Here is a 26,024-nt window from a genome sequence, read left to right on the forward strand (position 1 = left end):
CCCCGATGCCGACGGCAGACCTGACGGCCGTCGTGCTGCCGTCGCTCGACGGCCTCAGCACCTCGGCCTCGGACGTCAACGGGCAGGGGGTGGTGGCCGGATCGGCCCGCCTGGCCAGCGGCTACTGGCACGCGGTGCGCTGGGTGGACGGCCGGATCGAGGACCTGGGCACCCTGGGCGGGCTGAACAGCCAGGCCGAGGCCATCGACGAGCGGGGCCGGATCGTGGGCACCAGCCAGGACGCCGAGGGCAGGAGCCACGCCGTCGCGTGGGTGGACGGGCGGATCCAGGATCTCGGCCTGACCGGCGGGATCTTCTCCATCGCGTACGACACGGCCGGCGACCGCGTGGTCGGCGTCTACCACGTCACCGACAGCTTCTCGGGCCGCCGGGCGTTCGTCCGGACCGGCGACACGGAGGTCACCATCGATGTGCCGCCGGGGGCGAGCGCGACTGCGGTGAACGACGCGGGCATGGTCGCGGGCACCTACGGGTGGCAGGACTGGGACGACCCGGCGCCCGACGACTACCAGGCGTTCGTCTGGCGGGACGGGGTGACCCGGCCAATCGGCACCCTGGGCGGAGCCACCAGCACGGCGAACGGAATCAACGACCTCGGCCAGGTGGTCGGCACCAGTTGGACCGCCGACGGTGTGTTCGCCGCCTTCTTCTGGGACGGCTCGACCATGCGCCGGCTGGCCACCACCGCCCTCTCCCCCACCGCCCAGGCCGTCAACGACTCGGGCCTGGTGGTCGGCACCGAGGGCCACGGCGACCGGGCGATGATCTGGCCCGACCCGTCGGCGAGCTCGCAGCTGCTTCCGTTGCCGAGCGACGCGGTGGGCAGCCGGGCGATCAACGTGAACGACCAGGGCGTGATCGTCGGCCAGGTGGACTACCTGTCGCCGAGCTGGCACGGCCGGGCGGTGGTCTGGCGCTGAACCCGAAGGGTCCCGGTCGGCGGCACGGGGGGCCGACCGGGCCGGTCTTCATCGCCGCGACGGGGCATGATGGGGACGTCCGAGGGACGACGACCGCGAGGAGGCCCGGATGTCGTTGCTGCGACGGGTGATCGGCGGGGTGCTCCGCCGCGTACGCCTGCGCCAGGGCCGCACCCTGCGCGAGGTGGCGCTGGCCGCCGGCGTCTCCCTGCCCTACCTCTCCGAGGTGGAACGCGGCCGCAAGGAGGCCTCCTCCGAGGTGCTGGCGGCGATCTGCCGCGCCCTCGGGATCCACCTGTCCGACCTGCTGGAGGAGGCCCGCGACGAGCTGCGCCGGGTCGAGCGGCGGGCGCCGGTGGCCTCCGGGGTGACGCTCGCCCGGCTCGACCGGGTGCCGGCCACCCGGACCGGGCCGCAGCTCCGGGTCGGCGGGCCGCGGCTGCACGCCACCCGGCGGCCGGTCGCCCCGACCCCGCTGCTCGGCGGAGCGCTGCGGCTGCCGGGCGCCGCGCCCGCGCCGGTCGGCCCGGAACTCGGGTACGCCTCCCCGACCGCGTTCGGCACCGGCACCCGGATCTGGCTGATCCCCTCCGCGCCGGCCGCCCGCCACCGTCCGCGTACCTCCGTCACGCTGGCCCGGCGGCAGGCCCGCGCCGGCCGGCGGAGGCTGGCCGCCGCCTAGTTCTGCCCACGGCGGATCTGCCCCGGGCAGAAACGCTGGGCCGCGGGGCGCCGCCCGCCGGAGGCTGGAGACCGCTGGTTGCCGGGCGGTCCCTCGCCCACCGGCGGCACGGAAGGTGGTCAGGTCATGGGATACGGCATCTGGATGCTGGACGAGGGACAGCCGACCCTCGGCGACCGGGTCTTCGAGCGCCTGCTCAAGGAGCGGATCATCTTCCTCGGCACCGAGGTCACCGACGCCTCGGCCAACCAGATCTGCGCGCAGATCCTGCTGCTGGCCGCCGAGGACCCGGAGCGGGACATCTTCCTCTACATCAACTCGCCCGGCGGCTCGGTCAGCGCCGGGATGGCCGTCTACGACACCATGCGCTACGTCAAGAACGACGTGGCGACGCTGGCCCTCGGGATGGCCGGCTCGATGGGGCAGTTCCTGCTCTGCGCGGGCGCGGCGGGGAAGCGGTTCGCGCTGCCGCACTCGCGGGTCATGATGCACCAGCCGTCCGGCGGGATGGGCGGCACGGCCGCCGACATCACCATCCAGGCGGAGAACATGCTGCACGTGAAGCGGACCATGCAGGAGCTGATCGCCCGGCACAGCGGGCACACGCTGGACGAGATCCAGCGCGACTGGGACCGGGACCGGTGGTTCACCGCCGAGCAGGCCCGCGACTACGGCCTGATCGACCAGGTGGTCACCCGCGCGGAGCAGCTACCGGGCTGAGGTGCGGCCGGAAACGGGGGCGGCCGGCGGGGTGATCCCGCCGGCCGGTCGTGCGTCAGGTGTTGATGGACGCGCCCCCTCGATCGCGTCCGTCGCCCCCTCACGGGTGGCCGCGATGTCGCCGGTCCTCGATGTACGCGAGCCTATGACCGGGGATCCCACCGCGCACGCGGTGACGGCGGCAGCGTGTTCCGGCGATTTATTGTTACATCTGCCCGGCCACCCCGACCGGCCGTGGGCGCGGCCGGCCGGGGGCCTGATCGGCGGATCAGGGGTAGCTGACCACCGGGCTGGTGCCGTACGAACCGACCACCGGGGTACCGGCCTCGTTGATCGTGCGCTCGATGCCGCCGCTGCCGTCCAGGAAGACGGTGACGGCGTCGTGGAACCGCACGCCGGCCCGGCGCGGCGCCTCGATGGCCCGGTCGCAGCGGATGTCCACCTTCTGGTTGAAGTACGAGTAGACGCCCAGCCCCCACGCCTCGTGCTCGCGCACGTGGTCGGCGACCTTGTACGAGGCCCAGCCGTTGCCGGTCGGGCTGCGCCAGGCCGCCTGGCTCGGCGGGTCGTAGGGCAGCTCGCTCTGGTAGAAGACGGTCCGGCCGCGCTCGCCGTTCCAGATGGTCTGCCAGCGCTGGTAGTGCTCGACGAAGAGCCCGTACGCGGTCACGTCGTCCCCGTTGACCACCACTCCGGTGTCGGCCGTGTTGACGGTCCACCCGATGGTGCCGGGCTTGCCGTGGTCGCCGCGCCAGGCCCAGATGTTGTCGATGAGGGTGTGTCGACTGTTCACCACCAGGCTGGTCACCGCCCGGCCCGCGTACGGCCCACCGATGCGGAAGAAGACGTCCTGGAGCGAGATCGGGTCGGTGGCGTGCGACCGGTGGCTGTGCCGCCTGCCGACCTCGACGAGCACCTCCGACTCGACCGGCCCGGCGTCGACAAGCACCCCGGCGATCCGGACGCCGTCCACGTCCTCGATCCGCAGGGCGGCGTCGCCGGTGGTCGGCGCGAGGCTGGGCATGCCGAGGCCGAGCACGACGGTGTCCGGGTGCTTGACCCGCAGCGCGCGGTCCAGGTGGTAGACGCCCGGGGTGAGCAGCAGGTGCCGCCCCGGTCGGGAGAGTTCCTGGTTGATCCGCTTGGCCGAGTCCGTCGGCCTGGCGATGAAGAAGTCGGCCAGCGGCAGCGAGGGCACCGGCGGGGCGCCGACGCCCCAGGTGGTGCCGGCGGTGTCGCGGCGCAGCCGGGGCACGGCCACCCGCCAGCAGCCCTCGCCGTCCACGAAGAGGTACGGCTTCTCCCGGGTCACCGGGCTGGTCGCCAGGGTGGTGTACGGCGGGTTCGGGAAGCCCTGCGCGGGTGCGCCGACGACGCCGGAGAAGACCTGGTTCCAGACCCCGTTGGTCCAGTCGCCGCCGAGTTCGCTGTCCCGGGTCAGCCACTGCTGCTGGGAGCCGTTGATGGTGATGCCGTCCACCTTGGAGTCGGCGATGTAGCCGCCGCTGGAGTAGCCGCCGTTGCCGGGCTCCAGCCAGAGGATGCCCTTGATGTGCACCCGGCGCATCGGGGACGCCTGGGAGACCGCCCACTGGTTCGACCAGTCGGTCGGGCTGACGGCGAGGTTCTCGGCCGAGCGCCAGAAGTTGGTCAGCGCGGAGATGCCGGCCTGGGAGTTCGGGTCGGGCTGGCCGATCACCCGCACCGCGCCGTGGATCTCCACGTCGTCGGGGTGCGCGCCGAGGCCGGCAACGGTGGTGTAGTAGCCGAGCCGGGCGTTCACCTCGTACCGGCCGGGCTTGAACAGCACGGCGTACCGGTCGAAGCCCATCTCGTTGTGCTCCTGGGCGGCGAAGATCCGGTCCAGGTCGGACTGGATCTCCTCGACCGGGGTGGCCGGGTCGTACACGAAGACGTTGGGGCCGAAGTCGGGCTCGGCGGTGGTGTCGTCGCCGGCCGGGGACGCGGCGGCGGCCGACGTGGCCGCGAGCCCGAGGGCGGTGACCGACGCCGCCGAGGCGGCGGTGAGGGCGAGGAAGCGGCGGCGGGAGGGGTCGAGTGGTCTCATCTGCCTGCCTGTTCGGTGATGGGGTACGGAGAGCGCTCTCTGGGCGTTCCTACCGCATCGACACCGATCCCGCCAGACTCGGCCGGTTCCGGAACTAGCCCCGGGCGTCGTAGCGGGCGCGGGCGGCCTCGACCTCGACGAGGTGGGTGGTGGCCCACGCCTCCAGGCCGGCGACCAGGTCCAGCAGGCTGCGGCCGAGATCGGTGAGCGCGTAGTCCACCCGGGGCGGCACGCTCGCGTGGACGGTGCGGGTGACGATGCCGTCGCGCTCCAGGCCGCGCAGGGTCTGGGTGAGCATCTTCTGGCTGATCCCGTCGACCCGCTCGGCCAGCTCGCCGTAGCGCTTGTCGCCACCGGCGAGGGTGAGCACGACCAGCACGCTCCAGCGGTCACCGATCCGGTCGAGGACCTTCCGGCTGCCGCAGTTCCGGTTGAACGGGTCGGCCTGCATGTCGCCACTCTCTTTCCGTGCGTATCGAACTTGAAGGTGCCTACTCTCCAACGGGAAGTATGGCGACGGTGTTCCCGTTGGCGTGGGAAGACAGTTGATGTCGCCACCAACAGGGAGTGCTCATGTCCATCGTCGTCACCGGCGCCACCGGTCACCTCGGTCGCCTCATCGTCGAAGCGCTGCTCGACCGGGGCGTACCCGCCGACCAGATCGTGGCGCTCGGCCGGGACGTCGACCGGCTCGCCGGCCTCGCCGAGCGGGGAGTGGTCACCCAGCGGGCCGACTACGACGACCCCGGGTCGCTCCAGGCGGCCTTCGCGGGCGCCGAGAAGCTGATGTTCGTCTCCGGCAGCGAGGTCGGCAGGCGGCTGGTGCAGCACGGCAACGTGGTCACCGCCGCCAAGGAGGCCGGCGTCGGGCTGGTCGTCTACACCAGCATCGCGAACGCCGACACCTCCAGCCTCGTGCTCGCCGCCGAGCACCGGGCGACCGAGCAGCTGATCCGCGACTCCGGCCTGCCGTACGTGTTCCTGCGCAACAGCTGGTACCTGGAGAACTACACCGGCCAGCTCCCCACGTACCTCCAGCACGGGGTGGCGGGCGCGGCGGGTGACGGGCGGGTCAGCGCCGCCACCCGCGCGGACTACGCCGCGGCCGCCGCCGCGGTGCTCACCGCCGAGGGCCAGGCCGGAAAGGTGTACGAGCTGGGCGGCGCTCCCTTCACCCTGACCGAGCTGGCCGCCGAGATCTCCCGGCAGACCGGCGGCACAGTCAGCTACCTCGACCTGCCCGTGGACAAGTACACCGAGCTGCTGGTCGCGGCCGGCCTGCCCGAGGGGTACGCGGCCGTGCTCGCCGACGGCGACCGGGGCCTCGCCCAGGGCGAGTTGGAGGTCGGCGACGACATGGCCACGCTGCTCGGCCGCACCCCCACCACGCTCGCCGAGGCGATCCGCGCCGCCCTCTGACGCCCGGCCCTGGCCGCCGCCCCTCGCTCCGGGTCGGCGGTCAGGCCGGCTCGGCCCGCAGCTTCACCAGGTCGTCGACGAGAGCCTCCACGTAGTCGGCCGTCTCCTCCCAGCGGGTGACCGCCACGCAGCGGATGCCCATGTCCTTCACCGGGTAGTCGTTGCCGCCCTCGTCGAGCCGGTCACCGACGAAGAGCACGTTGTCGATCTTCAGGTCCAGGCACTCCAGCAGCTTCCGCATGCCGTACGCCTTGTCCACGCCCTTGCGGGTGACGTCGATCGAGGTCGAGCCGCCGCCGCGGACCTCCAGGTCGGGCAGCTTCGCGGCGACCGCCTCACGGAGCCGCTTCTTCTTGCTGCCGTCCGGGTCCCAGCCGTACTTCTCGGCCGGTGGCGCGGACTGGCCCAGCGCCGAGAAGGTGATCTGGCTGCCCCGGTCCTCGATGATGTCGCCCCAGGTCTTCGGCTCCCACAGGTCGAGGGCCTGCGCCGACTCGGTGAGCGCCGTGACGACCCGGGCCTTGTCGGCCTCGCTCAGGTCCTCGGCATAGACCTGCCGCCAGTCGCCGTCCATCCAGCGGTAGTAGCGGGTGCCGCAGGTCGGCATCAGGTGCAGGCGCCGGCGCTGCTCCTCGGTCAGGTCGAGGTGCGCCAGCACCTGCATCTCGAACTGCTCGAACCGGCCACCGGAGATGATCAGCACGTCCACCTCGGTGAGCAGGTGGCCGAGGAGTTCCGCCATCCGACGATCGATCTGGGACTTGGAAACCGCCAGGGTGTCGTCCAGGTCGAACGCCACCACTCGAAGATCGTTCACGAAGTACCACCATGTCGTCGCGGGCAGGCCAGGACTAGCAGGGTACCGACGGAGACCATCCGGCACCCGCCAGCCCCGATCGTCACGCCACGCGGCACCCCGATCGCAGGCTATCGCCTTCTTCCCCGCCGGCCTTCCGGAACGGCCACCGGAGACCGCCGGCCGACGGAAACCCGTTGGACAGCGCCGGGATCGACGACCATCGTGGGCGCCATGCGCCAGGAGGAGATCTGGGACGCCGAGACGGCCCAGCGTTACGACACACCGGGCAGCGGGATGTTCGCGCCGGAGGTCCTCGGCCCCGCCGTGGACCGCCTCGCCGCCCTCGCGGGCGACGGCCGCGCCCTCGAGTTCGCCGTCGGCACTGGCCGGGTGGCCGTGCCGCTCGCGGAACGCGGCGTGCCGGTGACCGGGATCGAGCTGTCCGTACCGATGGTCGAGAAGCTCCGGACCAAGGCCGACGAGGCGACGATCCCCGTGGTCGTCGGCGACATGGCCACCGCCACGGCGCCCGGCGACTACACCCTCGTCTACCTGGTCTACAACACCATCTCCAACCTGCTCGACCAGGCGGAACAGGTCGCCTGCTTCCGCAACGCGGCCCGCCACCTGCGGCCGGGCGGGCGGTTCGTGATCGAGCTGTGGGTGCCCGAGCTGCGCAAACTGCCCCCCGGGCAGCAGGCCATGGTGTGGTGCACCGAGCCCGGCTACATCGGCCTGGACACCTACGACGTGCTGCGCCAGCAGGTCGTGTCCCACCACTTCCGGTTCGGCGAGAGCCGCGAGGCGCGGCTGGGCCGCAGCCCGCACCGCTACATCTGGCCGGCCGAGCTGGACCTGATGGGCCAGCTCGCCGGATTCGAGCTGGAGTCGAGGCACGCGGACTGGTCCGGGGCGGAGTTCACGGCCGAGTCCCGTTCCCACGTCTCCGTGTACCGGCTGCCCGGCTGACCAGCGCCCCGGCCAGGAAGTCGTTCCGGCGGGTGATCAGTCGGCGCAGGTACGGCCGCAGGACGACGTGGGCGACCAGGGCGCCGGCCGGTCCCATCGGGGCGCCGAACTCGATGCGGTCGCGCATGATCGTGACCGACGGGTCGGCGGGGTCGGGCGCGAAGAGGTGCTCGTGGCGCCAGCTCGCGAACGGGCCGCTGATCTGCTCGTCCACGAACCGGTGCGGCCGCCGGTGGTCGGTGATCCGCACGGTCATGCGCCACGGCAGGCCGAAGTGCCGCGCCCGCCAGGTGACGACGTCGCCGGCCGAGAGGTGGCCGGTCGTGACGCCGCCGGTCGCGCGCTCGCCGCTGGCGCCCATCGACGCGGTGTGCAGGTCGACGTCCAGGCAGGCGTCGAAGACGGCCTCCGGGGTGGCACTGACCCTCGTGGTCAGGTCGATACGCGGCACGCGGCCACCCTAAGGTGCCCGGGCGCCACGCGCCCGCCCCCTGGTCGAGGACGGGCGCGTGCGCCGCACCGGTCAGCAGCAGCTTCCGGCGGCTCCGGCCGTGGCCGGCTCCTTCTCGGCAGCCGGGGTGCAGCAGGCACTCTCGGTCGCCTTCTCGCGCTGCCCGGAGTCGGCCTTGACGGTGTAGACCTCCCACGGCTCGTTGCCGGGACCGCGCACCCACACCTTGTCCTGGAGGGCGTAACAGCACTCGGTGTCGTTCTCCTCCAGCGTGATCAGGCCGGAGTCGGTGAGGCGCCTGGTCGCGGCGTTGACCTCGTCGGTGCTGAACACCTCGACGCCGAGGTGGTCCATGACGGTGGGCTGGTCCGCCTCACCTTCGAGGAGGACGAGCTTCAGCGGCGGGTTCTCGACGGCAAAGTTGGCGTAGCCGGGGCGGCGCTTGGCCGGCACCCGCCCACCAGATCAACCCCGTCGCCGTCGACGCCATGCGCGAAGTCGGCATCGACATCACCGGCCAGACCCCGGCCCGCCTCACCTGGGACGCGGCCGAGGCCAGCGACGTCATCGTCACCATGGGCTGCGGCGACGCCTGCCCCGTCTTCCCCGGCAAACGGTACGAGGACTGGAAGCTCACCGATCCGGCCGGCAACCCATCGAGGTCGTCCGCCAGGTCCGCGACGACATCAGGGCCCGGGTCGCCGCACTGGTCGCCGATCTCCACGGCACGCGCTGACCTCCGAGGCGCCCGCACTCCCCTGATCTTCGTGGTCCGGTGCCGCCGCCCGCGCAGCCGGGTGCCCCTTCGCAAACTTCCTTGACGAAGTAGGCGAACGGGGCTGCGAATCACGGGGCGGCCTCCCTAAGGTGCCTCCAATGCGCATTCCACCTCTGCCTAAGGCATCGCTGGATCTCACCGGCGACAAGGCTGCGAAGCGAGCAGTCGGCAACCGTCCGGCGAACGTCACCTCACCCATCACGATCGACGCCTACAACCCTGAGTGGCCCGCCATGTTCGCCAAGGAGGAGGCCGTTGTCCGGGCCACGCTTGGCGCCAAGGCGCTTGCGGTCGAGCACGTCGGGTCGACCGCGGTGCCCGGTCTGGCGGCCAAGAATCGACTCGACATCGACCTCATCGTTGCGGACCCGGCAGATGAGGATGCCTACGTGCCGCCGCTCGAAGCCGCGGGCTACTTCCTCCGCACTCGCGACCCTGACTGGTACGAGCACCGCTGCCTCTGGACCCACGACCACGGCGTGAATCTGCACGTCTTCGGCCCTGACTGCGATGAGTACCTCCGGCACCTGATCCTCAGAGACTGGCTTCGCACCCACCCAGAAGATCGCGATCGCTACGCGGCCGAGAAGCACCGAGCCGCCCAGGAACACCCGATGGACATGGCGCTGTACGTCCAGGGCAAGTCGGCGATCATCATCGACATCCTCAAGCGGTGCGGGCTGCGCTGAACAGCACGCGCTGACCCTCTCGCCATGTGGAGCGCCCTACTGGACGAACGACCTTGTCGCCCTGGCCCTGGTCCGCCAACGGATCTGCGACATCCGAGCGCGGATCGCGGCAGACGCGGGCGTCACGACGAGCACGACGGCTGGTGCTCTCCGAGGTCGACCGGCCAACAACCGAGGCTCTGCCGTGGCCACACGCCTAGATCTTCGTTCTCGCCTGCTCGATGTGTCGCAAGATGGCGTGAGCACCCTGCGCGCTCGCGATGGTCTGCGCCTCGTCGAGCGTTGCGAGCGCGTCCGCTCGGCGGTCCTGGGCGGCGGCGATGTAGGCCAGTCCGATCATGTTGGACGCCACGCCCGGCAGAGCCCCGACCTCCCGGCGCAGCCGTGATGACTCCTCCAGCCGCTCGCGTGCCTCGTCCAGCCGGCCAGCCGCGTGCGCCGCTATGCCTAAGTGCCTCAGCGCCTCGGACCAGGTCGGCTTGTCGCCGGTCTGCGCCGCCAGCCGGCAGGACCGCTCCAGATACGGAACCGCGGTCTCGTTGTCACGCCGTATGAACTGGTACAGGCAACCAATCCAGAACAATGCCTCGGCCTCGCCGCGCGTGTCGCCCAGTGCCCGGTACAAGTCGAGCGCCCGCTCGAACAACGGAAGTTCAGCCGGATCCTCGGAAGACAACGAGCCGGCGTCCGCATCCGCGCTCTGAAACCGCGCGTGCAAGATCTTCCCGCGCGCCAACGCGGCATCGGCCTCGACCGCGTCCAAGCCCTGTTCGGCGTCGATCAGCGCGCTGGAATCCCCGCCGTACACCGCCCGTTCGTAGAGCTCTCTGGCCCGTTCGATCCGATCGTCGATGCTCATCGCCGCCCCCGCTGGCATCGCCACCATCTGCTGAATCCAGCAGTCTAGTCAGGGCAGAGCTCGCCGGCTGGGCCACGCCAACGCCAGCGTGACGACCCGCCACCACGCCCGCGCGGTCGACGGTCGGGACGCTGAGGTCGCTCAGCACCTGGACGCGAGCAGGGCCAAGGTGGCAGGCGATCGGGCACGCAGCGGGCACGGAAGCCCCGGAAGGCCGAACAGTGATCGTTGATCAAGGGTGTGACCTGGTGCCCCCGGCAGGATTCGAACCTGCGACACACGGTTTAGGAAACCGATGCTCTATCCCCTGAGCTACGAGGGCGCGAGGGCCCAGTCTAGCGACCTGCGCGTTGGCCCGGAGTGGCAGGGAGTGGCCCGCGCTGACCTGCGTTTCCCGGTCGACTGGCCCCGGTGGATGACCACACGGAGCGCACCAGCGGTCAGCCCATCCGCTGCCACCGGGTGACTCGCGGCCGCCCCGGCCCTGCCGGCTGCCGCCGCGGCCCACGCTACCGCTTCTCGTTCTGCCGAAGAGCTTCCTCGAGTTGGTCTTCCAAGACGATGATCCGGCAGGCCGCCTCCAGGGCGGTGCCCTGGTCGACCATCTCGCGGGCCCGGGCGGCCAGGCGCAACTGGTAGCGCGAGTAGCGGCGGTGCCCGCCGCTGGAGCGGTGCGGGTCGATCAATTTGGCCTCGTCCAAGCGGCGCAGGAAGTCCTGCGAGGTGCCGAGCATCTCCGCGGCCTGGCCGATGGTGTAGGCGGGGTAGTCCTCGTCGCCGAACATGTCATCGGGGTTCTGCCCCATGTCACCTCCACGTCGAGGGCCCCGGCGCTCACGCGCCGGGGCCCAGGGTTACGGGTCAGAACACCATCTGCCGACCGGAACGTCGGCCTCTCGTATCCGCACCAGCCGCTACTGACGGCTTCGGGTGCGAGGATCGCATATGCGTGACCGGAGACCACCTCTCGTTCGATGGAAACTGCGGTGTCCGCCAGGCCCGACAAGACGGCCAACGGCGGGCGATCCAACGGTGTACGGCCCTCCCTTTCCTCTGCTACTTGTTTCCCTCACTGACGTACGGTCCGCCGGCGTCGGAGCCCACGCGACTTCATGGCCCCTGCACGGCGAACATCAGCTGGAGCCCTGAAAAAGCCTTGGCCCCACCTGCACCCGGCGCGTGTCACGCCGGGACTGACGTGCTCCTCTTGCATAGCGGGAGGAACGGTTGTTGTCGTTCCCCTCCCTCGCCGCCCGTCGTGACCTCACGGCCGGACAGCCCGTCTGCGTCTTGACGGATCTTTCCTCTCGACTCGAAGAAGAGTATGCCAGACCACGGAAGGTATCTAGTGGGTTCAGCCCAGATTATCTGGCCGTCGGGCATCAGGGTGACTGACCTGGCGCGCATGGCGAGAGCCGTGGCGGACGACGGACCGACGCCGGTGCCGCTTACCGGCCGATGAACACCGCCTGGACACGGTCTCGTGCCAAGAGACGAAGGCCGGCGTGGGTGAGCTGACCGCCGCGTTATGGGCGGGTCGACGTCGGGCGAGCCGATCGCGGGTCACCCGAGCCGACGTCGTCGAGGTGACGCAGTGCCTCCGCCCAAGAGCGGCCCAGGGTGGTTTCGTGGTAGTCCAGGTCGTGCTCGGCGCAGAACCGCCGGATCAACGGCCGGGCATGACGCAGGTTGGGGCACGGCATGCTCGGGAACAGGTGGTGTTCGATCTGGTAGTTCAAGCCACCGAGCGCGGTGTCGACGAACTTGCCGCCACGCACGTTGCGGGAGGTGAGGACCTGCCGCCGCAGATAGTCGAGGTTGTCCTCGGCACCGAGGATCGGCATGCCCTTGTGGTTGGGGGCGAACGAGCAGCCGAGATAGAGGCCGAGCACGGCCTGGTTGACCAGGATGAACGCGACGGCCTGCGCCGGGCTCAGGACCAGGAACACGGTGGTGAGGTAGCCGCCAAGGTGCAGGGCCAACAGCCCGGCTTCGGCGGGGCGACGCGCCAGGGGGCGCGGCCGGAGGACGGCCCGCACGCTGTTCGCGTGCAGGTGCAGGCCTTCCAGTAGGAGCAGCGGGAAGAACAGGTACGCCTGGTGACGCACGAAGAGTGCGCCGAGGCCACCCCGCCGGCGGGCCTGGCCGGCGGTGAAGGACAGGGGTGCCACGCTGATGTCCGGGTCCCTGCCTTCGGTGTTCGGGTGGGCGTGGTGCCGGTTGTGCTTGTCCACCCACCAGCCGTAGCTGATCCCGGTCAACAGGTTGCCGTGCAGGATGCCGATCAGGTTGTTGGCTCGTCGCGAGCGGGCTATCTGCCGGTGACCGGCGTCGTGGCCGATGAACCCGGCCTGCGCGAAGACCACCGCGAGGGCTACCGCGACGGCGAGCTGCCACCACGATTCACCCCGGCTGACGAACAGGGCCCACAGTCCGGCGTAGGAGCCGACGACGAGGCCGATCCGTACCGCGTAGTGACCTTGCCGCCGCTCGAGCAGGCCCGCTGCGCGCACCTGCCGGGACAGGTCGGCGTAGGCGCTGCCCCGTTGGCGTTCGGCACCGATGCTGGTGTCGCTCACGACGGCTTCTCCTGCTGTTAGTGCCCCGACGGTTGGCTCAGCGGCGCCGGCTCGACCAGCCGGTCATGCGGGCAACGATGGCTCCCTCTCCCGGCCGGCCTGCTCGCTGGCGGGCCTACGCCTGTCCTCCTCAGTCTCGGCAATCGCCGAGCCCTGTCGGGGCGGAATGGGCGCATTGCGCCGGAGCGCGATCGGGAGGCGTACGGCGATACCTGGAGCCGGCGCGCTCGACCACGGGACCGGTCCGAGCGGAGCGACCGTCACGGGGACGGCGCGTCGACGAGGTCGGCCGGATCAACCCGCAGGAGGGCGAGCAGCCCGACGTGGTCCTCAGGGTTCACCCGCTCCGGTAGCTCACGCTCGACCCAGTCGGCCCTGACCTGCTGGCCGCGTTCGCGAAGAAGGCTGACGATCCTGTGCCGGGCGATCCTCATCGGGTGCTCCCTGCTAGAGCCGCCCGGAAAGGCCATGCTCTCGAACGGCGGCGACAGCACTGGCGGCTGCCGGGGACCCGGGGCGACGTGCTCACCGTACGCCTCCCCTTGGGTGCGACCACACCCGCAGGGTTACTGTCCGATTGCTGATCGTGACCGGCGATGTTCCGCCCCTACCCTGACGCCGGAAGCCGCCGCTTCCCGACCACCGGCCAGGAGGCGCGACGGCATGAGCCCCACCAGGCACGCTCCGGACCGGAGCACCGAGGACGAACTCGTCCGGCTGGCGATCCGCGCGGTCGCGCCCGAGGAGGAGCACCTGCTGCCCTTCCTCGAACCCGCCTACCGGCGGCGTCCGGGCCGGTGGCGGCGGGACCCCCGGGCGCTGACCCGGGTGGGCGGCGGGGAGGCCGGCGGCGGCGGGTTCGCCGAGGTCGTCGAGCCGGTGCTGCCGTACGTGATGGTGTTGTGCGGCGTCGGGCTCGCGGCGCTGCGCGACGCCCTGCAGGGCGAGGCGACCGATGCGGTCCGGGGTGGCCTGCGGGCGGTCGGCCGGCGGTGGCGGTCCCGCCGCCCTGCGGAGTTGGCGCCGGTGCGGCTGCGGCCGGGCCAGTTGCTGCGGATCGAGGAGGCGGTCACCGCGGCGGCCCGTGACCCGCGCTGGCAGCTCACGGAGGACCAGGTCGCGGTCCTGCGGGACGCGGTGCGCGAGGCGTTCGCCGCCCGGTTCGGCACGGACGCCGACGGTGGGTGAGCCGGCGCGGCACACGGGGACGCCGCATCCGCCGCTCCCCTCGGCCACCCTGGGCCGGTTCGTCGCGGCGGCGACGGCGGTGGTCGGGACCAGCATGTTCGGCTGGCAGATCGTCCTCGTCGATGCGGCCGCCACCCGGGAGCGGGCCACCTGCCTGGCCGGGTTGCGGGGCCTGCCACCGGCCATCGACGTGCGGGCCGGCACGGTCGACGCCGAGTCGGAGGCCGCCGTGAACCGGTGCCTCGGCACCCTCGACGCGGACGTGCGGCGGCAGCTGCTCACCGGGCTGGCGGTGCTGCTGGTGGTGACGGCACTGGTCTACCTGGCCGCGCCGTGGGTCGAGCGGCGGCTGCGCGGCCTGCGCCGGCTGGACCGGGTGCCGGGTACGGAGGCGCTGCGGGCCGACCTGGCCGCGCTGGTGCGGGAGGCGGGCCTGCGGCGGGCGCCCACGTTCCTGGTCTCCCGGTCGGCCCGGGTCAGCGGGAACACCTTCGGCACGGTCGCCGGCCGTTACGTCCGGCTCGACCTGGGACTGGTGCACGCGCACCGCACGGCCCCGGCGCGGTTCCGGGCCGTCGTGCTGCACGAGCTCGCGCACCTGCGCAACGCGGACGTGGACCTGACCCGGCTGACCGTCGCGCTGGCGTGGGCGTTCCCGCTGGGTGTGGTCGTCCCGGCCGCCGTCACCTTCCTCAGCGCGCGCCGGGCGCCGGACCTGGGCCGGGACGTGTGGCGGCTGGCGTTGTTCGCCGTGGTGGTGCAGGTGTCCGCCTGGTCGGTGCTGCGGGCCCGCGAGTTCGCCGCGGACGCCCGCCTCGGTGGCGACGACGTGGCGGGTGCCCGGGCGCTGCTCGGCGTCGAGGGACGGCCGGCCGGGTGGCGGGACCGGCTGGGTGCCCTGTTCCGGTTCCACCCGCTGGCCCGGGCGCGTGCCGACGAGCTGGAGCGGCCCCGACGGCTGGTGTCCGCCCGGCCGGTCGAGGCGCTCGGCGCCGGGCTGGCCGCCGGCATCGCGGCGCCGCCGCTCATGGACCTGCTGTCCCACCTGCCGCGCCGGCCGGGCGGGCTCGACGCGCTCACCGGCGGCTCGTACGCGGCGGGGTTGCTGCTCGGTGCGCCGCTGGCGCTGGTGCTGACCGGGACGCTGTGGCGGTCGGCGTGGTGGGCGCGGCGGCACGGTGGGCCGCCGGTCCGGGGTGCGGTGTTTGGGGCCGCGCTGGTGGTCGGGCTGCTGGTGGGCCGGCGGCTCGCCTGGTCGGCCGGGTACGCCGACGACCGTCCGGCCTGGTGGGTGGAACTGGCGCTGGCGCTGGGCGCCGTCGCCGGTGGCGCCCTGCTCGGCCGCTGGGTGGTGCTGGGCGCCGACGCCTGGCTGCGCCGCCTCCCCCGGCACGCCGAGGGCCGCGCGGTGCGGCGCGTCTGGGCCGCCGCCGCGGTGGCGGCGACCGTGCTGACCGCCGGTTTCCTCGGTTCGCTGCTGATGCTGGACACCTGGTTCGCCGACGGCGACGTGAGCATGGTGCGCGTGGTCGCCGCCCGCGAGGGGCACCCGGACCACGTCACCCTCGTCACGGTGGCCGACACCCTGGGCTGGCACGTGCGGGCCCTCGCCGACCACGCGCCCTACCTGCTGGCCGCCCCGCTGGCCGCCGCGCTCTTCCCGCTGGCCGCCACCCGGGCCGCCACCTGGCTGGCGCTCCGGCTCGGCGTGGTGAGCGGGGTCGTGGCCGCCGTGGCGCTGCCGGTGGTGGCGGCCGGCGTGGCCGTGGCCGCCCACGATCCGGGCCTCGGGCCGGGCGCGCTGCGCGGCCTGGTCGACGGGCACACCCTGCTGCCCGTGACGCTGGTCGAGGTCACCGCCGCGGTGGCCGTCGTGGCCGGCCGCCGGCTGTCGGTCTGGCACGGCACGCTCGCCGCGCTCACCGCCGGGGTGCTGCTCGCGCCGGCGGTGCTGGCCGCCGGCGTGCTGCTCTCCTGCGACGCGGGCGGACCGGGCGCGGGCTGTGCCGCTCCCGACCGGGCGGCCGTGGCCCGCGCGCTGGGGCACGCGCTGCTCGTCGCGCCGGTGGTCGCCACCCTCGCCGGGGCGCTGGGCGCCGCCGTGACGGCCGTGCTGGCCCGGGCCGCGTCCCGGCGCTGGCTCGCCTCCGGGGCGGCGGCAGCCGTGCTGCTCGGCCTGGCCGCCGCGGCCGTCACGGGCGACGGGCCGGGCACCCGGTCCGCCACGCCGGTGGACCGGGACCGCTGCCTCGTCGGGGTGTGGCGGCTCTCCGCCGGCCGTTACCACTTCCCCGTGGCGACGGACTCGGTCCTGGGCCGGCTGGCCGGGCTGCCCGCGGCCACGGCCGTCGACCTGACCAGCGGGGCGTCGACCGGGTACGCCACCGCGTACCGGGTGGACGGCACGGCGACGGACCTGTACGACCTGGCGGTGGCGGAGGGGACGCTGAACGGGCACACCGTCCAGCGGGTGCGCCGGGGCACCCAGACCTACCGGTGGACGGCCGGGTCGGGCCGGTACACCCAGCGGAACGTGGTGACCACCGGTGACCTCGCCCTGTTGCGGGTGGACGGGCGGGAGGCCGACGTGACCACGGTCGTGGATGACTCGGCCAGCACCTACCGGTGCGGACCGGCCGAGCTGATGATCCGGTCCGACGGGGACGACGGTTCGTGGGGCGAGGAGACGTTCGTCCGCAGCCCGGCGTGACGGGACCACCGGGTGTCCGGTGGTCCCGTCGACTGCTACGCGGGGACCACGTCGAGCCGCGGGCCGGCGGGCTGCCCGGCCCCGGCGAGGGCCAGCAGTGTCTGCCCGGTGGCGTCGTCGACGACGGCGACCCGTACCGCCTCGGGCTCGCCGTCGACGAGCGGCACCGCGAAGACCGCGGTGGCCGGCCGGCCCTGGTAGCGCGCGGCGTGGCCGACAAAGCGCCACTCGCCGTCGTCCCAGTGTTCGCGGACGTCGGAGCGGAGCAGCGGCGCCACCCGCCGGTAGGAGTCGCTGAGCTGGACCTGCTGCACGGTGGCGAGCAGCGGCAGGCCGGAGCCGCCGCGCAGCGGGTTGGTCAGCCGGGCGCGCAGCCGACGTAGCGGCAGGAGCCAGGCGGCGTCCAGTTCGGGCGAGAGCGCCACCACGGCCGCCACCTCGGCCAGCAGCGTGGCGCCGCCGGCGAGCGGGCGGTCGGCGAGCGCGGCGGGCCAGCCGCCGGGCACCAGGGTGGCCAGCCCGGCCGCCACCACCAGCAGAGCGGCCCGGCCGAGGCTGCGACCGGAGACCGGGGTCGGTCGGCTGCTCAGGCAGCCGCACGAGGAGGCGGGGGCGGTCCGTCGGGCGTACGTGAGGTAGCCGAGGAAGCCGACGGCCAGGGCGGTGGCGACGGCGGTCTCCAGCGGCAGGGCGGGTGGCAGCACGAGGAGCGCGCCGAGGGTCAGCTCGACGACCCCGAGCAGCCGGTACGCGGGCAGCGCGCGGTCCTCCCCGAGCAGCGGGGCGAGCGCGGAGCGGCGGGCGACCGTCGCGGCGTGCCGGTTGAGGAGTTTGACGCGTGCGGACCAGATCAGCACCGCACCGACGACAAGCGGTTGCAGCGCCGCGATCATGTCGATCATGGGTTCTCCCCTCGGGTGGGGCCGACGGGTGACGCCCGGGCGGCACGGGTGGCGCGCCGCCCCGCGACGGCTCCAGCTCGGCGCGTCCGACGCCGCGCCGGGACCTGGAGCCGTCGGGCGTACCGGTCAGGCGGCGGCGTAGACGGTGGCGATGTCGATCTCGTTGGTGTCGGGGTGCCAGGCGCCGAGCACCTGGACGTGCCGGCCGACCCGGAGCAGCGACAGGTCGCTGATGGCCGGGGTGCCGTTGTAGACCGCGGCGGACCGGCCGGGCACGACGTGGGCGACGATGCGCTGGCCCTTGTGGTCGAGGTGCAGCAGGTTGCGGCCGACGGCGGCGATGTGCGCGTGCAGGTTGACGATGTTGACCCACACCGAGTCGGCGGCGAGCGTGCCGTCGGGCAGGCGGACGCCGCGGGCGTAGAGCCCGTCACCGATGGCGACCTGGTCGAAGGTGGTCGGGTGGAGTTTCCAGATGCTAGTGCCGTCGGTGATCCGGATCGAGTGCAGCACGGTGTCGGATCCGGTGACCAGCAGCAGGTGGCCGGAGATCTTGCTGATCCGGCCCTCGACGAAGTTCGGGTCGGGCGCGCCGGGCTCGACGGCCGCCGGCTCGGCGGCGAAGGCCGCCTCGGGGGCGAGCGAGCCGAGTCCGGTGGCGCCCACGACGCCGCCGAGCGCGGCGGTGGCGAGGAGGCGGCGGCGGTCCAGGGTCTGGGGCATGGCGGAACCCTCCCGTTCAGACGGTGTCGACCGAGCAGGGCCGCAGCCCCACGGAGAGACTGCCGATCGCACTGAACGCCGCGGGCGTCAGGTCGATGATCCGGTTGCTGCCGCAGGCCGAGCCGCAGCAGGTGCGCTCACCGCAGAACAGGTCGGTCTGCGGGCCGCAGTCGGCGATGGTGGTGCCGACCCGGGCGCCGTTGCAGAGGTTGGTGGTGTAGTGCCGGAAGCCGCACCCCCGCCGGCTCATGCTGAGGCCACAGGTGTCCGGGTGGGTGATGGCATAGCACGCGTCCGAGGTGTTCGGCCAGGCGTGCTGGTAGTTGCCCGACTTGCAGGTGCCACAGGCGCCGCCGCCGGCGGTGCCGCACGGTCCCCAGGCGGTGCCGCAGCAGAACCACGACACCTCGCCTCGTATGGCCGCCATGGATACCTCCTTCCCGATCGCTGATCGACAACGATGGATGTCGATATAGATGGCGATTGTTGTGTTAAAAACCACCTGAGTCAACAGCCATGAAGAAGATTTCCTACGCCTGGAACTACCGGCGCCCGGTCATTGCCACCGCGGGCCGGGCCCACCCCGGCTCAGGAACTCACCGCCCGGCGGGGACCACGTACGGGAAGGAGGCGGCCCGGGCGTCCCGGGTGACGTCGGGGGTGAGGCCGGAGGTCATCCCGGTGTTGAGCACCAGGGAGAACATCACCTCGGGGACGTTGTCGGCCATGGTGCGCCCGTTGCGGACGGCGAACCCGTAGTTCGCCGGCGTGCCGACCTGGTAGGACAGCACGTCCGGGTAGACCTCGCGGGCCACGCTCCAGCCGTGCGCCCCCGGGTCGGGAGCGGTGCCGTTGGCCGCCACCACCCGGGCGACCGCGGAGGCGATCTCCTCCCCGTCGGCCCGCAGGTCCTCACAGGGGTGGCGGGTGTTGGCGGGGTTCGAGAAGTCGGTGTCGGTGGGCCAGAAGATCGGCCACATCATCGGGTGGCCGGCGCGGTTGATCTGCCGCCATCCGCCGGCGTCCGTGGCCAGCTTGGTGGCCGCCCAGACGCCGATCCGGGTGCCGACGCGCAGCATCGGCTCGTCCCGGGACACCTCGAGCACGATCGAGTCGACGGTGGTGCCGGCGAAGCTGTTCTTCGCGTTCTCGGGCCGCCAGGCGGAACGGTCCAGCGGGGCGCCGTTCTTGAAGGCGTCATTGACGGTGGCGAGCTGGTCCAGGTCGATGTAGAACGGGTCGGTGATCCGCCCGGCCCAGACCCGCAGGTGGTCGCCGGTCACCTCCTCGCCGGTGCGGCCCTGAGCGACCGGCGTGCCGGTGGCGGCGTCGTCGTACGCCTCGGCGCCGGTGAGGGCGTGCACGGTGAGTTCCTGCCGGCCCTGCGCGTCGAGTTCACCGAAGGCCACCCGGTAGGTCAGCTCCTCCATCTCGCTGCCGTCGACGTGGACCTTGAACTCGTACCGCGCCTCGTGGTGGAAGCCCGGCTTGATGTCCGCCCGGGTCACCGAGCTGTTGACGTCCATCACCAGCACGGTCCCGCGCTCGCCGTCGAAGACGAAGAGGTCGTCGAGGTAGAGCTGGCCGCTCTGGGCGGCGAGCGGGGTGTCGAGGTGGTGCGACATGGCTGTCTCCCGGGTCAGCGGCTCGGCACGGCACGGCAGAGCCTATCCGCGCGGAACATCCCAAATGCTCCAATCGGAGCTTTCCGTCCGGCTGGCCGGTGGGTTACCGTCGGCGAATGATCCCGGTGGAGGCCGCGGCGGCCGCGTACGCCCAGTGGCTCACGCCTGCCCTGCCGCTCTACGGCAACGACCACGAGCGGGCCGACTTCGCTCCCTGAGGCGCCCGGCACCCGACGCCTCCTGTCCCCGTCACGTCGCACCGGGAGCGATGTCCCATGTCCGTCGACAGTTCCGGGATCCGGGCGGTGCTGCGCGCACCCCAGGTCCTCCGGGTCCTCCTCAGCAGCCAGGTCGGCCGGCTGCCCACCGCCAGCGGGCCGCTGGCCCTGCTCCTCTTCGCCCGCCAGTCGCTGAGCCTGGCCGCCGCCGGCCTGCTCGTCGCCGCGTACACCGCCGGCATGGCGGTGGGCACCCCGCTGCTCGCCCGGGCCGTGGACCGCTGGCGGCAGCCGCCCGTGCTGTGGGGCGCCGCGATCCTCTCCGGCCTCGGGTTCGGCGCGGTGGCGCTGACCGGCGGGCACGTCACCGGCGCCGTGCTCGGCGCCGCGGTGGCCGGGCTGGGCACGCCGCCGCTGGAGGCGTGCCTGCGTACCCTCTGGCCCGCCCTGCTCCCGCCCGCCACGGTGCCCACCGCGTACACGCTGGACATCGCCGTGCAGGAGGTGATCTTCGTGGTCGGCCCGCTGGTCACCCTGCTCGCGGTGACCCTGGCCGGCCCGCCCGCCGGGCTGGTCGCCGCCGGGGCCCTCCAGCTCGCCGGCACTGCGGCGTACGCGCTCAGCCCCGCCGTCCGCGCCTGGCGCGGCGTGCCGGCGGTCCGGCACTGGGCCGGCCCGCTGCGCGTACCCCGGTTCACCGCACTGATGGCCGGCGTGGTCGGTGTCGGCGCGGCCGTCGGCAGCATCGCCGTGGCGGTGACCGGCTACGCCGAGACGGCCGGCGACCGGCGGCTCAGCGGCTGGCTGCTCGCGGCGCAGGCTGCCGGCGCGCTGGCCGGGGGCCTGCTCTACATCCGGGCCCGGCCGGGCGGGCCCGGGCGGCTGCCGCTGCTGGCCGCCGGGCTCACGATCGGCTACCTGCCGCTGCTGCTCGCCCCCGGCCCGGTCCCGATGGCCGGCCTGCTCGTGGTCAGCGGGCTGGCGCTGCCGCCGGTGCTGACCGCCATCTTCCTCACCGCCGAGCGGCTCGCCGAGCGGGGCACGGTGGCCGAGGCGTTCGCCTGGGTGAGCACGGCGTTCGTGGTGGGCAGCGCCGCCGGCTCCGCGCTCGCCGGCCCGCTGGTGTCGACGAGCCTCCGGTACGGGCTGGCGATCGCCCCGGCCGCCGCGCTGCTCGGCGCCGTGGTGCTCTGGGCCGTCGCCCGCGCCGACGGGCCGCGACGGGCCGAGAACGGCCCCGAGCCCGGGGCGGAGGTCTACGCTCGGTCCTCATGACACCCGCGCGTCCGGGGCCCGGGAACCCGGCACCGGCCGACCGGGTGACCACCGTCGAGGTCTTCTTCGACCTCGTGTTCGTCTTCACCCTGACCCAGCTCACCCGGGTGCTGGGGGAGGACCTGTCGCCGGGCGGGCTGGGCCGGGTGCTGCTGCTCTTCGGCATCCTGTGGTGGATGTTTGACGGCTACGTGTGGCTGGCCAACCACGTGCCGCCCCGGGCGCCCGCGCAGAAGATGCTGCTCTTCGTGGGAATGGTCGGCTTCCTGCTGGCGGCGGTCGCGGTGCCGGACGCGTTCGACGGCACCGGGCTGCTCTTCGGCGTGGGCTACCTCGTGGTGATCAGCGTCCACCTGCTGCTGTTCACCCGGGCCGGGATCGGTCCGGCGCTGGCCCGGCTCGCCGTCTACAACCTGGGGTCGGCCCTGCTGTTGCTCGTGGGCGGCATCGCCGACGGCACGGCCCGGTACGCGTGCTGGCTCGCGGCGCTCGCGCTCCAGTCGGTCGTCCCGTACCTGGTGCCCCGGTTCTCCTGGGTGCGTGTGCTGCCCGCGTTCCACCTCCAACCGGGGCACTTCGTCGAGCGGCACGGGCTCCTTGTGATCATCGCGTTGGGCGAGTCGGTGGTGGCGATCGGGATGGGTGTGGACACCGCCCACGTCGGGGTCGGCACGGCCGCCGTCATCGCCCTGGCGCTGGTGCTGCCGGCCACACTTTGGTGGACGTACTTCACCGACACGTCTGAAGTGGAGGAGCGGCTGGCCGCGGTCGACACGGAGCGGCCCCGCTTGGCCCTCCGGGTGGGCTTCGGGCACATCCCGCTGCTGCTGGGCATCGTGGTGGCGGCAGCCGGCATCCACGCCGCGGTGGCGCACCCGGGGCAGCCGGCCCATTGGCGCTCGGCGCTGGCGCTGGCCGGCGGCGTGGCGCTGTACCTGGCCGGGATCGCGGGCCTGCGCCGCTCGCTGCACTCCGCTCCGGTGCTCAGCCGGTTGGTCACCGGCGCGGCGGTGCTCGCCACCATCCCCGTGGGCACCCGGCTGAACGCCCGGGTGCAGCTCATCGCGTTGGTGCTGGTGCTGGTCGTCATGCTGCTGCTCGACCGGCGGCAGCACGCGACGGCGACCAGGCGGCCCCCGCCAGCCGGCGGCCCGGGTCAGGGCCGGTAGCGGTAGCCCATCCCCGGCTCGGTGATCAGGTGCCGGGGCCGGGCCGGGTCGTCCTCCAGCTTGCGCCGGAGCTGGGCCATGTACTGGCGCAGGTAGTTGGTCTCGTGCTGGTACTCCGGTCCCCACACGTCGTGCAGCAACTGGCGCTGGCTGACCAGCTTGCCCGGGTTGCGCAGCAACTTCTCCAGCATGGCCCACTGGGTGGGGGTGAGCCTCACCTCGACGCCGTCGTCCCGGGTGACGGTCCGGTCGGCCAGGTCGACGGTGTGCCGGCCGATCCGCAGCGCGGGCCCGGCCGGGGCGGCGCCGCCGAGCCGGCGGGTGACCGCCCGGATCCGGGCGAGCAGTTCGTCCACCCCGAACGGCTTGGTGACGTAGTCGTCGGCCCCGGCGTCCAGTGCGGAGACCTTGTCCTCGCTGCCGGCCCGGCCGGAGAGCACGATGATCGGCACGGTGGTCCAGCCGCGCAGGCCCCGGATCACCTCGACGCCGTCCAGGTCGGGCAGGCCGAGGTCGAGCACCACCAGGTCGGGCGGGTGGCTCGCCGCGGTCTTCAGCGCCGCCGTGCCGGTCTCGGCGACCTGGACCTCGTAGCCGCGCGCGCGCAGGTTGATCCGCAGCGCGCGGAGGATCTGCGGCTCGTCGTCGACGACCAGGATGCGGGTCACCGCTCGCCCCTCTCCTCGGCGGCGGGCAGCCGCAACACCATGGTCAGCCCTCCGCCCGGGGTGGTCTCCGGGGTGATGCTGCCACCCATCGCCTCGGCCAGCCCGCGCGACAGGGCGAGCCCGAGCCCCACGCCGGTCTGGTTGTCCCGGTCGCCGAGACGCTGGAACGGCAGAAAGACGTGCTCCCACTGGTCCTCGGGGATGCCCGGCCCGGTGTCGATGACCCGCAGCTCGACCTGCCCGGCGTGGGCGCTGGCGGTGATGGTGGGCGGCCGGCCGGGCGGGCTGTGCCGCAGCGCGTTGGCCACGATGTTGACCAGCACCCGCTCCAGCAGGCCCGGGTCGGCGGCGGCGGCCGGCAGGTCGGCGGGGATGTCCGTGGTGACGTCGGCCGCCGGCGGGCCCAGCTCGTCCAGGGCCCGGGGTACGGCGTCCTCCAGCCCGATCGCGGTCGCGGTGACGCCGAGCGCGCCGGCCTGGAGCCGGCTCATGTCGAGCAGGTTCGCCACCAGCCGGCCCAGCCGGTCCAGCGACTCGTCGGCGGTGGCCAGCAGTTCCTCGCGGTCGTCGGCGTCGAACTCGACGTCGTGGCTGCGCAGGCTGCTCACCGCCGCCTTCGCCGAGGCCAGCGGCGTACGCAGGTCGTGGCTGACGGCGGCGAGCAGCGCGGTGCGCATCCGGTCGGCCTCGGCGAGCGGCCGGACCGCGGCGGCCGCCGCGGTGAGGCGTTCCTGGCGCAGCGCCACGGCGGCCTGGGCGGCGAACGCCTCGACCACCCGCCGGTCGGCGGCCTCCAGCCGGCGGCCGGCGAGGACGACGGTGAGCCGGTCGTCGACGGGCACGGCGGTCTCTCCGGCGCCCGGGCTGCCCGGCGGCGCCTCCCCGACGCTCGCCACCACCCGCCAGGCCGCCGCCTCCCGGGCTCGGGCCGGCCGTCCCTCCGCCTCGGCCGCCAGCTCCAGCACGCTCACCGCGCGCAGCGCGAAGGTCTCCCGCAGCTGGTCGAGCAGCGCGGGCAGCGGCCGTTCGCCGCGCAGCACCCCACCGGCCACGGTGGCCAGGGTCTGCGCGTCGGCCGAGGCCCGCGCGGCCTCCCGGGTACGCCGGGCGGCCACGTCGACCACCCAGCTCACCGCGATGGCCACCCCGACGAACACGCCGAGGGCGAGGAGATTGTCCGCCTCGGCGATGGTCAGCGTGTGGAACGGCGGGGTGAAGAACCAGTTCAGCAGCAGCGAGCTGCCCAGCGCGGCGACCAGCGCCGGCCACATCCCGCCGACCAGCGCCACCCCGACCACGCCGGCCAGGAAGAGCAGGATGTCGTTGGTCAGGGTGAGGTCGGGCAGGGCCGCGAGCAGCAGGGTCAGCAGCGGCATGCCGAGCATCGCGAGCGCGTACCCCAGCAGCCGGCGCCGCCGGGACAGCGCGGCCGGCACCTCCGCTGCCCGTCGGCCCCGGCCGGCCTCGGGGTGGGTCACCAGGTGCACGTCGATCGGCCCGGAGAGCGCCGTGGTGGTGACACCGACGCCCCGGGAGAGCAGCTGGGCGAAGCGCCCGCGCCGGCTCGCGCCGAGCACCAGCTGGGTGGCGTTGACGCCGCGGGCGAAGTCGAGCAGCGCCGCCGGGATGTTCGCGCCGAGCACGTGGTGGTACGTCCCGCCCAGGCTCTCCACCAGCACCCGCTGCCGGGCCAGCCGGGCCGGGTCGGCCCCGGCCAGCCCGTCGCTGCGGGCCACGTGCACGGCGAGCAGGTCGGCGCCCTTCCCGCGGGCGGCGATCCGGGCCGCCCGGCGGATCAGCGTCTCCCCCTCCGGCCCGCCGGTCAGGGCGACGACCACCCGTTCCCGGGCCTCCCAGGTGGCCGAGATCCCCTGCTGCGCCCGGTACGCGTCGAGCTGCTCGTCGACCTTGTCGGCCAGCCAGAGCAGGGCCAGCTCGCGCAGGGCGGTGAGGTTGCCGACCCGGAAGTAGTTCCCGAGCGCCGCGTCGATCTTGTCCGGGCGGTAGATGTTGCCGTGGGCCATCCGGCGGCGCAGCGCCTCCGGGGTCATGTCGACCAGCTCGACCTGCTCGGCGGCGCGGACCACCTGGTCGGGCAGGGTCTCCCGCTGGGTGGTGCCGGTGATCTGGGTGACGACGTCGTTGAGCGACTCCAGGTGCTGGATGTTCACCGTGGTCAGCACGCTGATCCCGGCGTCGAGCAGCTCCTGGACGTCCTGCCAGCGCTTCTCGTTACGGGAGCCGGGCACGTTGGTGTGTGCCAGCTCGTCGACCACGGCGACCTCGGGGCGCCGGGCCAGCACGGCATCGAGGTCCATCTCGGTGAATTCGGCCCCGCGATAGGTCATCGAACGGCGCGGCACCACCTCCAGGTCGCCGATCATGGCGGCGGTGTGCGGCCGGCCGTGGGTCTCGACCAGCCCGATCACCACGTCGGTGCCGCGCTCGGCCCGCCGCTGAGCCTCCTCGAGCATGGCGTACGTCTTGCCGACACCCGGTGCGGCCCCGAGATGGATGCGGAGTTCTCCCCTGGGCACGGGACCATCCTCTCCGATCCGTGGCGGAGGGGCCCGGCACGCGGGCCCCTCCTCG

24 protein-coding genes, 1 tRNA gene and 2 pseudogenes are annotated in these 26,024 nt (G+C 73.2%); 11 read left to right on the plus strand and 16 right to left on the minus strand.

The genetic code is table 11. The annotated features are described in order from the left end of the window. Positions 1 to 5 precede the first annotated feature (5 nt). The 3 genes from NLX85_RS08625 (at position 6) to NLX85_RS08635 (ending at position 2,343) form a co-directional block, all read left to right on the plus strand. Complete coding sequence (locus tag NLX85_RS08625) at positions 6 to 941, plus strand: hypothetical protein (RefSeq protein WP_254333122.1); 936 nt, start codon at positions 6 to 8, stop codon at positions 939 to 941. Positions 942 to 1,050: 109 nt separating this feature from the next. After that, a complete protein-coding gene (locus tag NLX85_RS08630; RefSeq protein WP_254333124.1) occupies positions 1,051 to 1,623 on the plus strand; it encodes a helix-turn-helix domain-containing protein in 573 nt (190 codons plus the stop codon). A gap of 126 nt (positions 1,624 to 1,749) precedes the next feature. After that, positions 1,750 to 2,343: a ClpP family protease gene (locus NLX85_RS08635; RefSeq protein ID WP_091314629.1), complete on the plus strand. Its 594-nt coding sequence runs from the start codon at positions 1,750 to 1,752 to the stop codon at positions 2,341 to 2,343. Positions 2,344 to 2,611: 268 nt separating this feature from the next. Here NLX85_RS08635 and NLX85_RS08640 read toward each other — a convergent pair whose 3' ends face one another. Both NLX85_RS08640 and NLX85_RS08645 read right to left on the minus strand, forming a co-directional pair. Then, complete coding sequence (locus NLX85_RS08640) at positions 2,612 to 4,411, minus strand: adenylyl cyclase (protein WP_254333126.1); 1,800 nt, start codon at positions 4,409 to 4,411, stop codon at positions 2,612 to 2,614. 94 nt (positions 4,412 to 4,505) lie between these two features. Next, the gene (locus tag NLX85_RS08645) at positions 4,506 to 4,862 is read right to left on the minus strand and encodes a helix-turn-helix domain-containing protein (RefSeq protein ID WP_107074409.1); all 357 of its coding nucleotides are present in this window, start codon (positions 4,860 to 4,862) and stop codon (positions 4,506 to 4,508) included. A 122-nt stretch (positions 4,863 to 4,984) separates the two neighbouring features. Between NLX85_RS08645 and NLX85_RS08650 the strand changes: the two genes are divergently transcribed. After that, complete coding sequence (locus NLX85_RS08650) at positions 4,985 to 5,830, plus strand: SDR family oxidoreductase (protein ID WP_254333128.1); 846 nt, start codon at positions 4,985 to 4,987, stop codon at positions 5,828 to 5,830. A 40-nt stretch (positions 5,831 to 5,870) separates the two neighbouring features. Here NLX85_RS08650 and NLX85_RS08655 read toward each other — a convergent pair whose 3' ends face one another. Beyond that, positions 5,871 to 6,647, minus strand: coding sequence for an HAD-IIB family hydrolase (locus NLX85_RS08655; protein ID WP_254333130.1), 777 nt, complete (start codon positions 6,645 to 6,647; stop codon positions 5,871 to 5,873). A 213-nt stretch (positions 6,648 to 6,860) separates the two neighbouring features. Here NLX85_RS08655 and NLX85_RS08660 point away from each other — a divergent pair, with 213 nt between their 5' ends. Continuing rightward, complete coding sequence (locus tag NLX85_RS08660) at positions 6,861 to 7,598, plus strand: bifunctional 2-polyprenyl-6-hydroxyphenol methylase/3-demethylubiquinol 3-O-methyltransferase UbiG (RefSeq protein ID WP_254333131.1); 738 nt, start codon at positions 6,861 to 6,863, stop codon at positions 7,596 to 7,598. On the opposite strand, the gene NLX85_RS08665 is transcribed toward NLX85_RS08660, so the two are convergent. Together NLX85_RS08665 and NLX85_RS08670 are read right to left on the minus strand one after the other, a co-directional pair. Beyond that, positions 7,549 to 8,049, minus strand: a complete 501-nt coding sequence (locus tag NLX85_RS08665; RefSeq protein ID WP_254333133.1) for an SRPBCC family protein — start codon at positions 8,047 to 8,049, stop codon at positions 7,549 to 7,551. The two genes, NLX85_RS08660 and NLX85_RS08665, sit on opposite strands and share 50 nt — an antisense overlap. Positions 8,050 to 8,121: 72 nt before the next feature. Beyond that, a pseudogene (locus NLX85_RS08670) lies at positions 8,122 to 8,499 on the minus strand (ArsI/CadI family heavy metal resistance metalloenzyme); the annotation flags it as partial. On the opposite strand from NLX85_RS08670, the pseudogene NLX85_RS08675 reads away from it, so the two are divergent. Together NLX85_RS08675 and NLX85_RS08680 are read left to right on the plus strand one after the other, a co-directional pair. Next, positions 8,490 to 8,785, plus strand: a pseudogene (locus tag NLX85_RS08675) (heat-shock protein HtpX); the annotation flags it as partial. The pseudogenes NLX85_RS08670 and NLX85_RS08675 sit on opposite strands and share 10 nt — an antisense overlap. Before the next feature lie 140 nt (positions 8,786 to 8,925). Next, complete coding sequence (locus NLX85_RS08680) at positions 8,926 to 9,516, plus strand: GrpB family protein (protein ID WP_254333135.1); 591 nt, start codon at positions 8,926 to 8,928, stop codon at positions 9,514 to 9,516. Between the two features lie 196 nt (positions 9,517 to 9,712). Here NLX85_RS08680 and NLX85_RS08685 read toward each other — a convergent pair whose 3' ends face one another. The 5 genes from NLX85_RS08685 to NLX85_RS08705 form a co-directional block, all read right to left on the minus strand. Further along, positions 9,713 to 10,375: a tol-pal system YbgF family protein gene (locus NLX85_RS08685; RefSeq protein ID WP_254333136.1), complete on the minus strand. Its 663-nt coding sequence runs from the start codon at positions 10,373 to 10,375 to the stop codon at positions 9,713 to 9,715. A 246-nt stretch (positions 10,376 to 10,621) separates the two neighbouring features. Continuing rightward, positions 10,622 to 10,697: transfer RNA gene (locus NLX85_RS08690), tRNA-Arg, on the minus strand. Positions 10,698 to 10,884: 187 nt separating this feature from the next. Further along, complete coding sequence (locus tag NLX85_RS08695) at positions 10,885 to 11,181, minus strand: helix-turn-helix domain-containing protein (RefSeq protein ID WP_254333138.1); 297 nt, start codon at positions 11,179 to 11,181, stop codon at positions 10,885 to 10,887. Between the two features lie 720 nt (positions 11,182 to 11,901). Then, positions 11,902 to 12,954 (minus strand): acyl-CoA desaturase, encoded by a 1,053-nt coding sequence (locus NLX85_RS08700; protein WP_254333140.1) that lies wholly within the window; start codon positions 12,952 to 12,954, stop codon positions 11,902 to 11,904. A gap of 260 nt (positions 12,955 to 13,214) precedes the next feature. Beyond that, entirely contained in the window at positions 13,215 to 13,388 is a 174-nt protein-coding gene (locus tag NLX85_RS08705; protein ID WP_254333142.1) for a hypothetical protein, read from the minus strand. A gap of 229 nt (positions 13,389 to 13,617) precedes the next feature. On the opposite strand from NLX85_RS08705, the gene NLX85_RS08710 reads away from it, so the two are divergent. Both NLX85_RS08710 and NLX85_RS08715 read left to right on the plus strand, forming a co-directional pair. Further along, a complete protein-coding gene (locus NLX85_RS08710; protein WP_254333144.1) occupies positions 13,618 to 14,142 on the plus strand; it encodes a hypothetical protein in 525 nt (174 codons plus the stop codon). Next, positions 14,135 to 16,852 (plus strand): M48 family metalloprotease, encoded by a 2,718-nt coding sequence (locus NLX85_RS08715; RefSeq protein WP_254333146.1) that lies wholly within the window; start codon positions 14,135 to 14,137, stop codon positions 16,850 to 16,852. The genes NLX85_RS08710 and NLX85_RS08715 overlap by 8 nt, the downstream gene beginning before the upstream one ends. A gap of 35 nt (positions 16,853 to 16,887) precedes the next feature. Here NLX85_RS08715 and NLX85_RS08720 read toward each other — a convergent pair whose 3' ends face one another. From NLX85_RS08720 to NLX85_RS08735, 4 genes are all read right to left on the minus strand, one after another. Then, positions 16,888 to 17,754 (minus strand): MauE/DoxX family redox-associated membrane protein, encoded by an 867-nt coding sequence (locus NLX85_RS08720; RefSeq protein WP_254333148.1) that lies wholly within the window; start codon positions 17,752 to 17,754, stop codon positions 16,888 to 16,890. A gap of 126 nt (positions 17,755 to 17,880) precedes the next feature. Beyond that, the gene (locus tag NLX85_RS08725) at positions 17,881 to 18,477 is read right to left on the minus strand and encodes a cell wall protein (protein ID WP_091260850.1); all 597 of its coding nucleotides are present in this window, start codon (positions 18,475 to 18,477) and stop codon (positions 17,881 to 17,883) included. Between the two features lie 16 nt (positions 18,478 to 18,493). After that, positions 18,494 to 18,904 (minus strand): hypothetical protein, encoded by a 411-nt coding sequence (locus tag NLX85_RS08730; RefSeq protein WP_091314680.1) that lies wholly within the window; start codon positions 18,902 to 18,904, stop codon positions 18,494 to 18,496. A gap of 169 nt (positions 18,905 to 19,073) precedes the next feature. After that, positions 19,074 to 20,102, minus strand: coding sequence for a DUF4331 family protein (locus tag NLX85_RS08735; protein ID WP_254333150.1), 1,029 nt, complete (start codon positions 20,100 to 20,102; stop codon positions 19,074 to 19,076). Positions 20,103 to 20,377: 275 nt separating this feature from the next. On the opposite strand from NLX85_RS08735, the gene NLX85_RS08740 reads away from it, so the two are divergent. Both NLX85_RS08740 and NLX85_RS08745 read left to right on the plus strand, forming a co-directional pair. After that, the gene (locus NLX85_RS08740; protein ID WP_254333152.1) at positions 20,378 to 21,595 is read left to right on the plus strand and encodes an MFS transporter; all 1,218 of its coding nucleotides are present in this window, start codon (positions 20,378 to 20,380) and stop codon (positions 21,593 to 21,595) included. Then, entirely contained in the window at positions 21,592 to 22,764 is a 1,173-nt protein-coding gene (locus NLX85_RS08745; RefSeq protein ID WP_254333153.1) for a low temperature requirement protein A, read from the plus strand. Before NLX85_RS08740 ends, NLX85_RS08745 begins: the two co-directional genes overlap by 4 nt. Here the strand turns inward: NLX85_RS08745 and NLX85_RS08750 are convergent. After that, complete coding sequence (locus NLX85_RS08750) at positions 22,752 to 23,432, minus strand: response regulator (RefSeq protein WP_254333155.1); 681 nt, start codon at positions 23,430 to 23,432, stop codon at positions 22,752 to 22,754. The two genes, NLX85_RS08745 and NLX85_RS08750, sit on opposite strands and share 13 nt — an antisense overlap. After that, a complete protein-coding gene (locus NLX85_RS08755; protein WP_254333157.1) occupies positions 23,429 to 25,969 on the minus strand; it encodes a DUF4118 domain-containing protein in 2,541 nt (846 codons plus the stop codon). The genes NLX85_RS08750 and NLX85_RS08755 overlap by 4 nt, the downstream gene beginning before the upstream one ends. Positions 25,970 to 26,024 lie beyond the last annotated feature (55 nt).

The organism is Micromonospora sp. A3M-1-15, from assembly GCF_024213425.1.
GTDB lineage: Bacteria > Actinomycetota > Actinomycetes > Mycobacteriales > Micromonosporaceae > Micromonospora > Micromonospora chersina.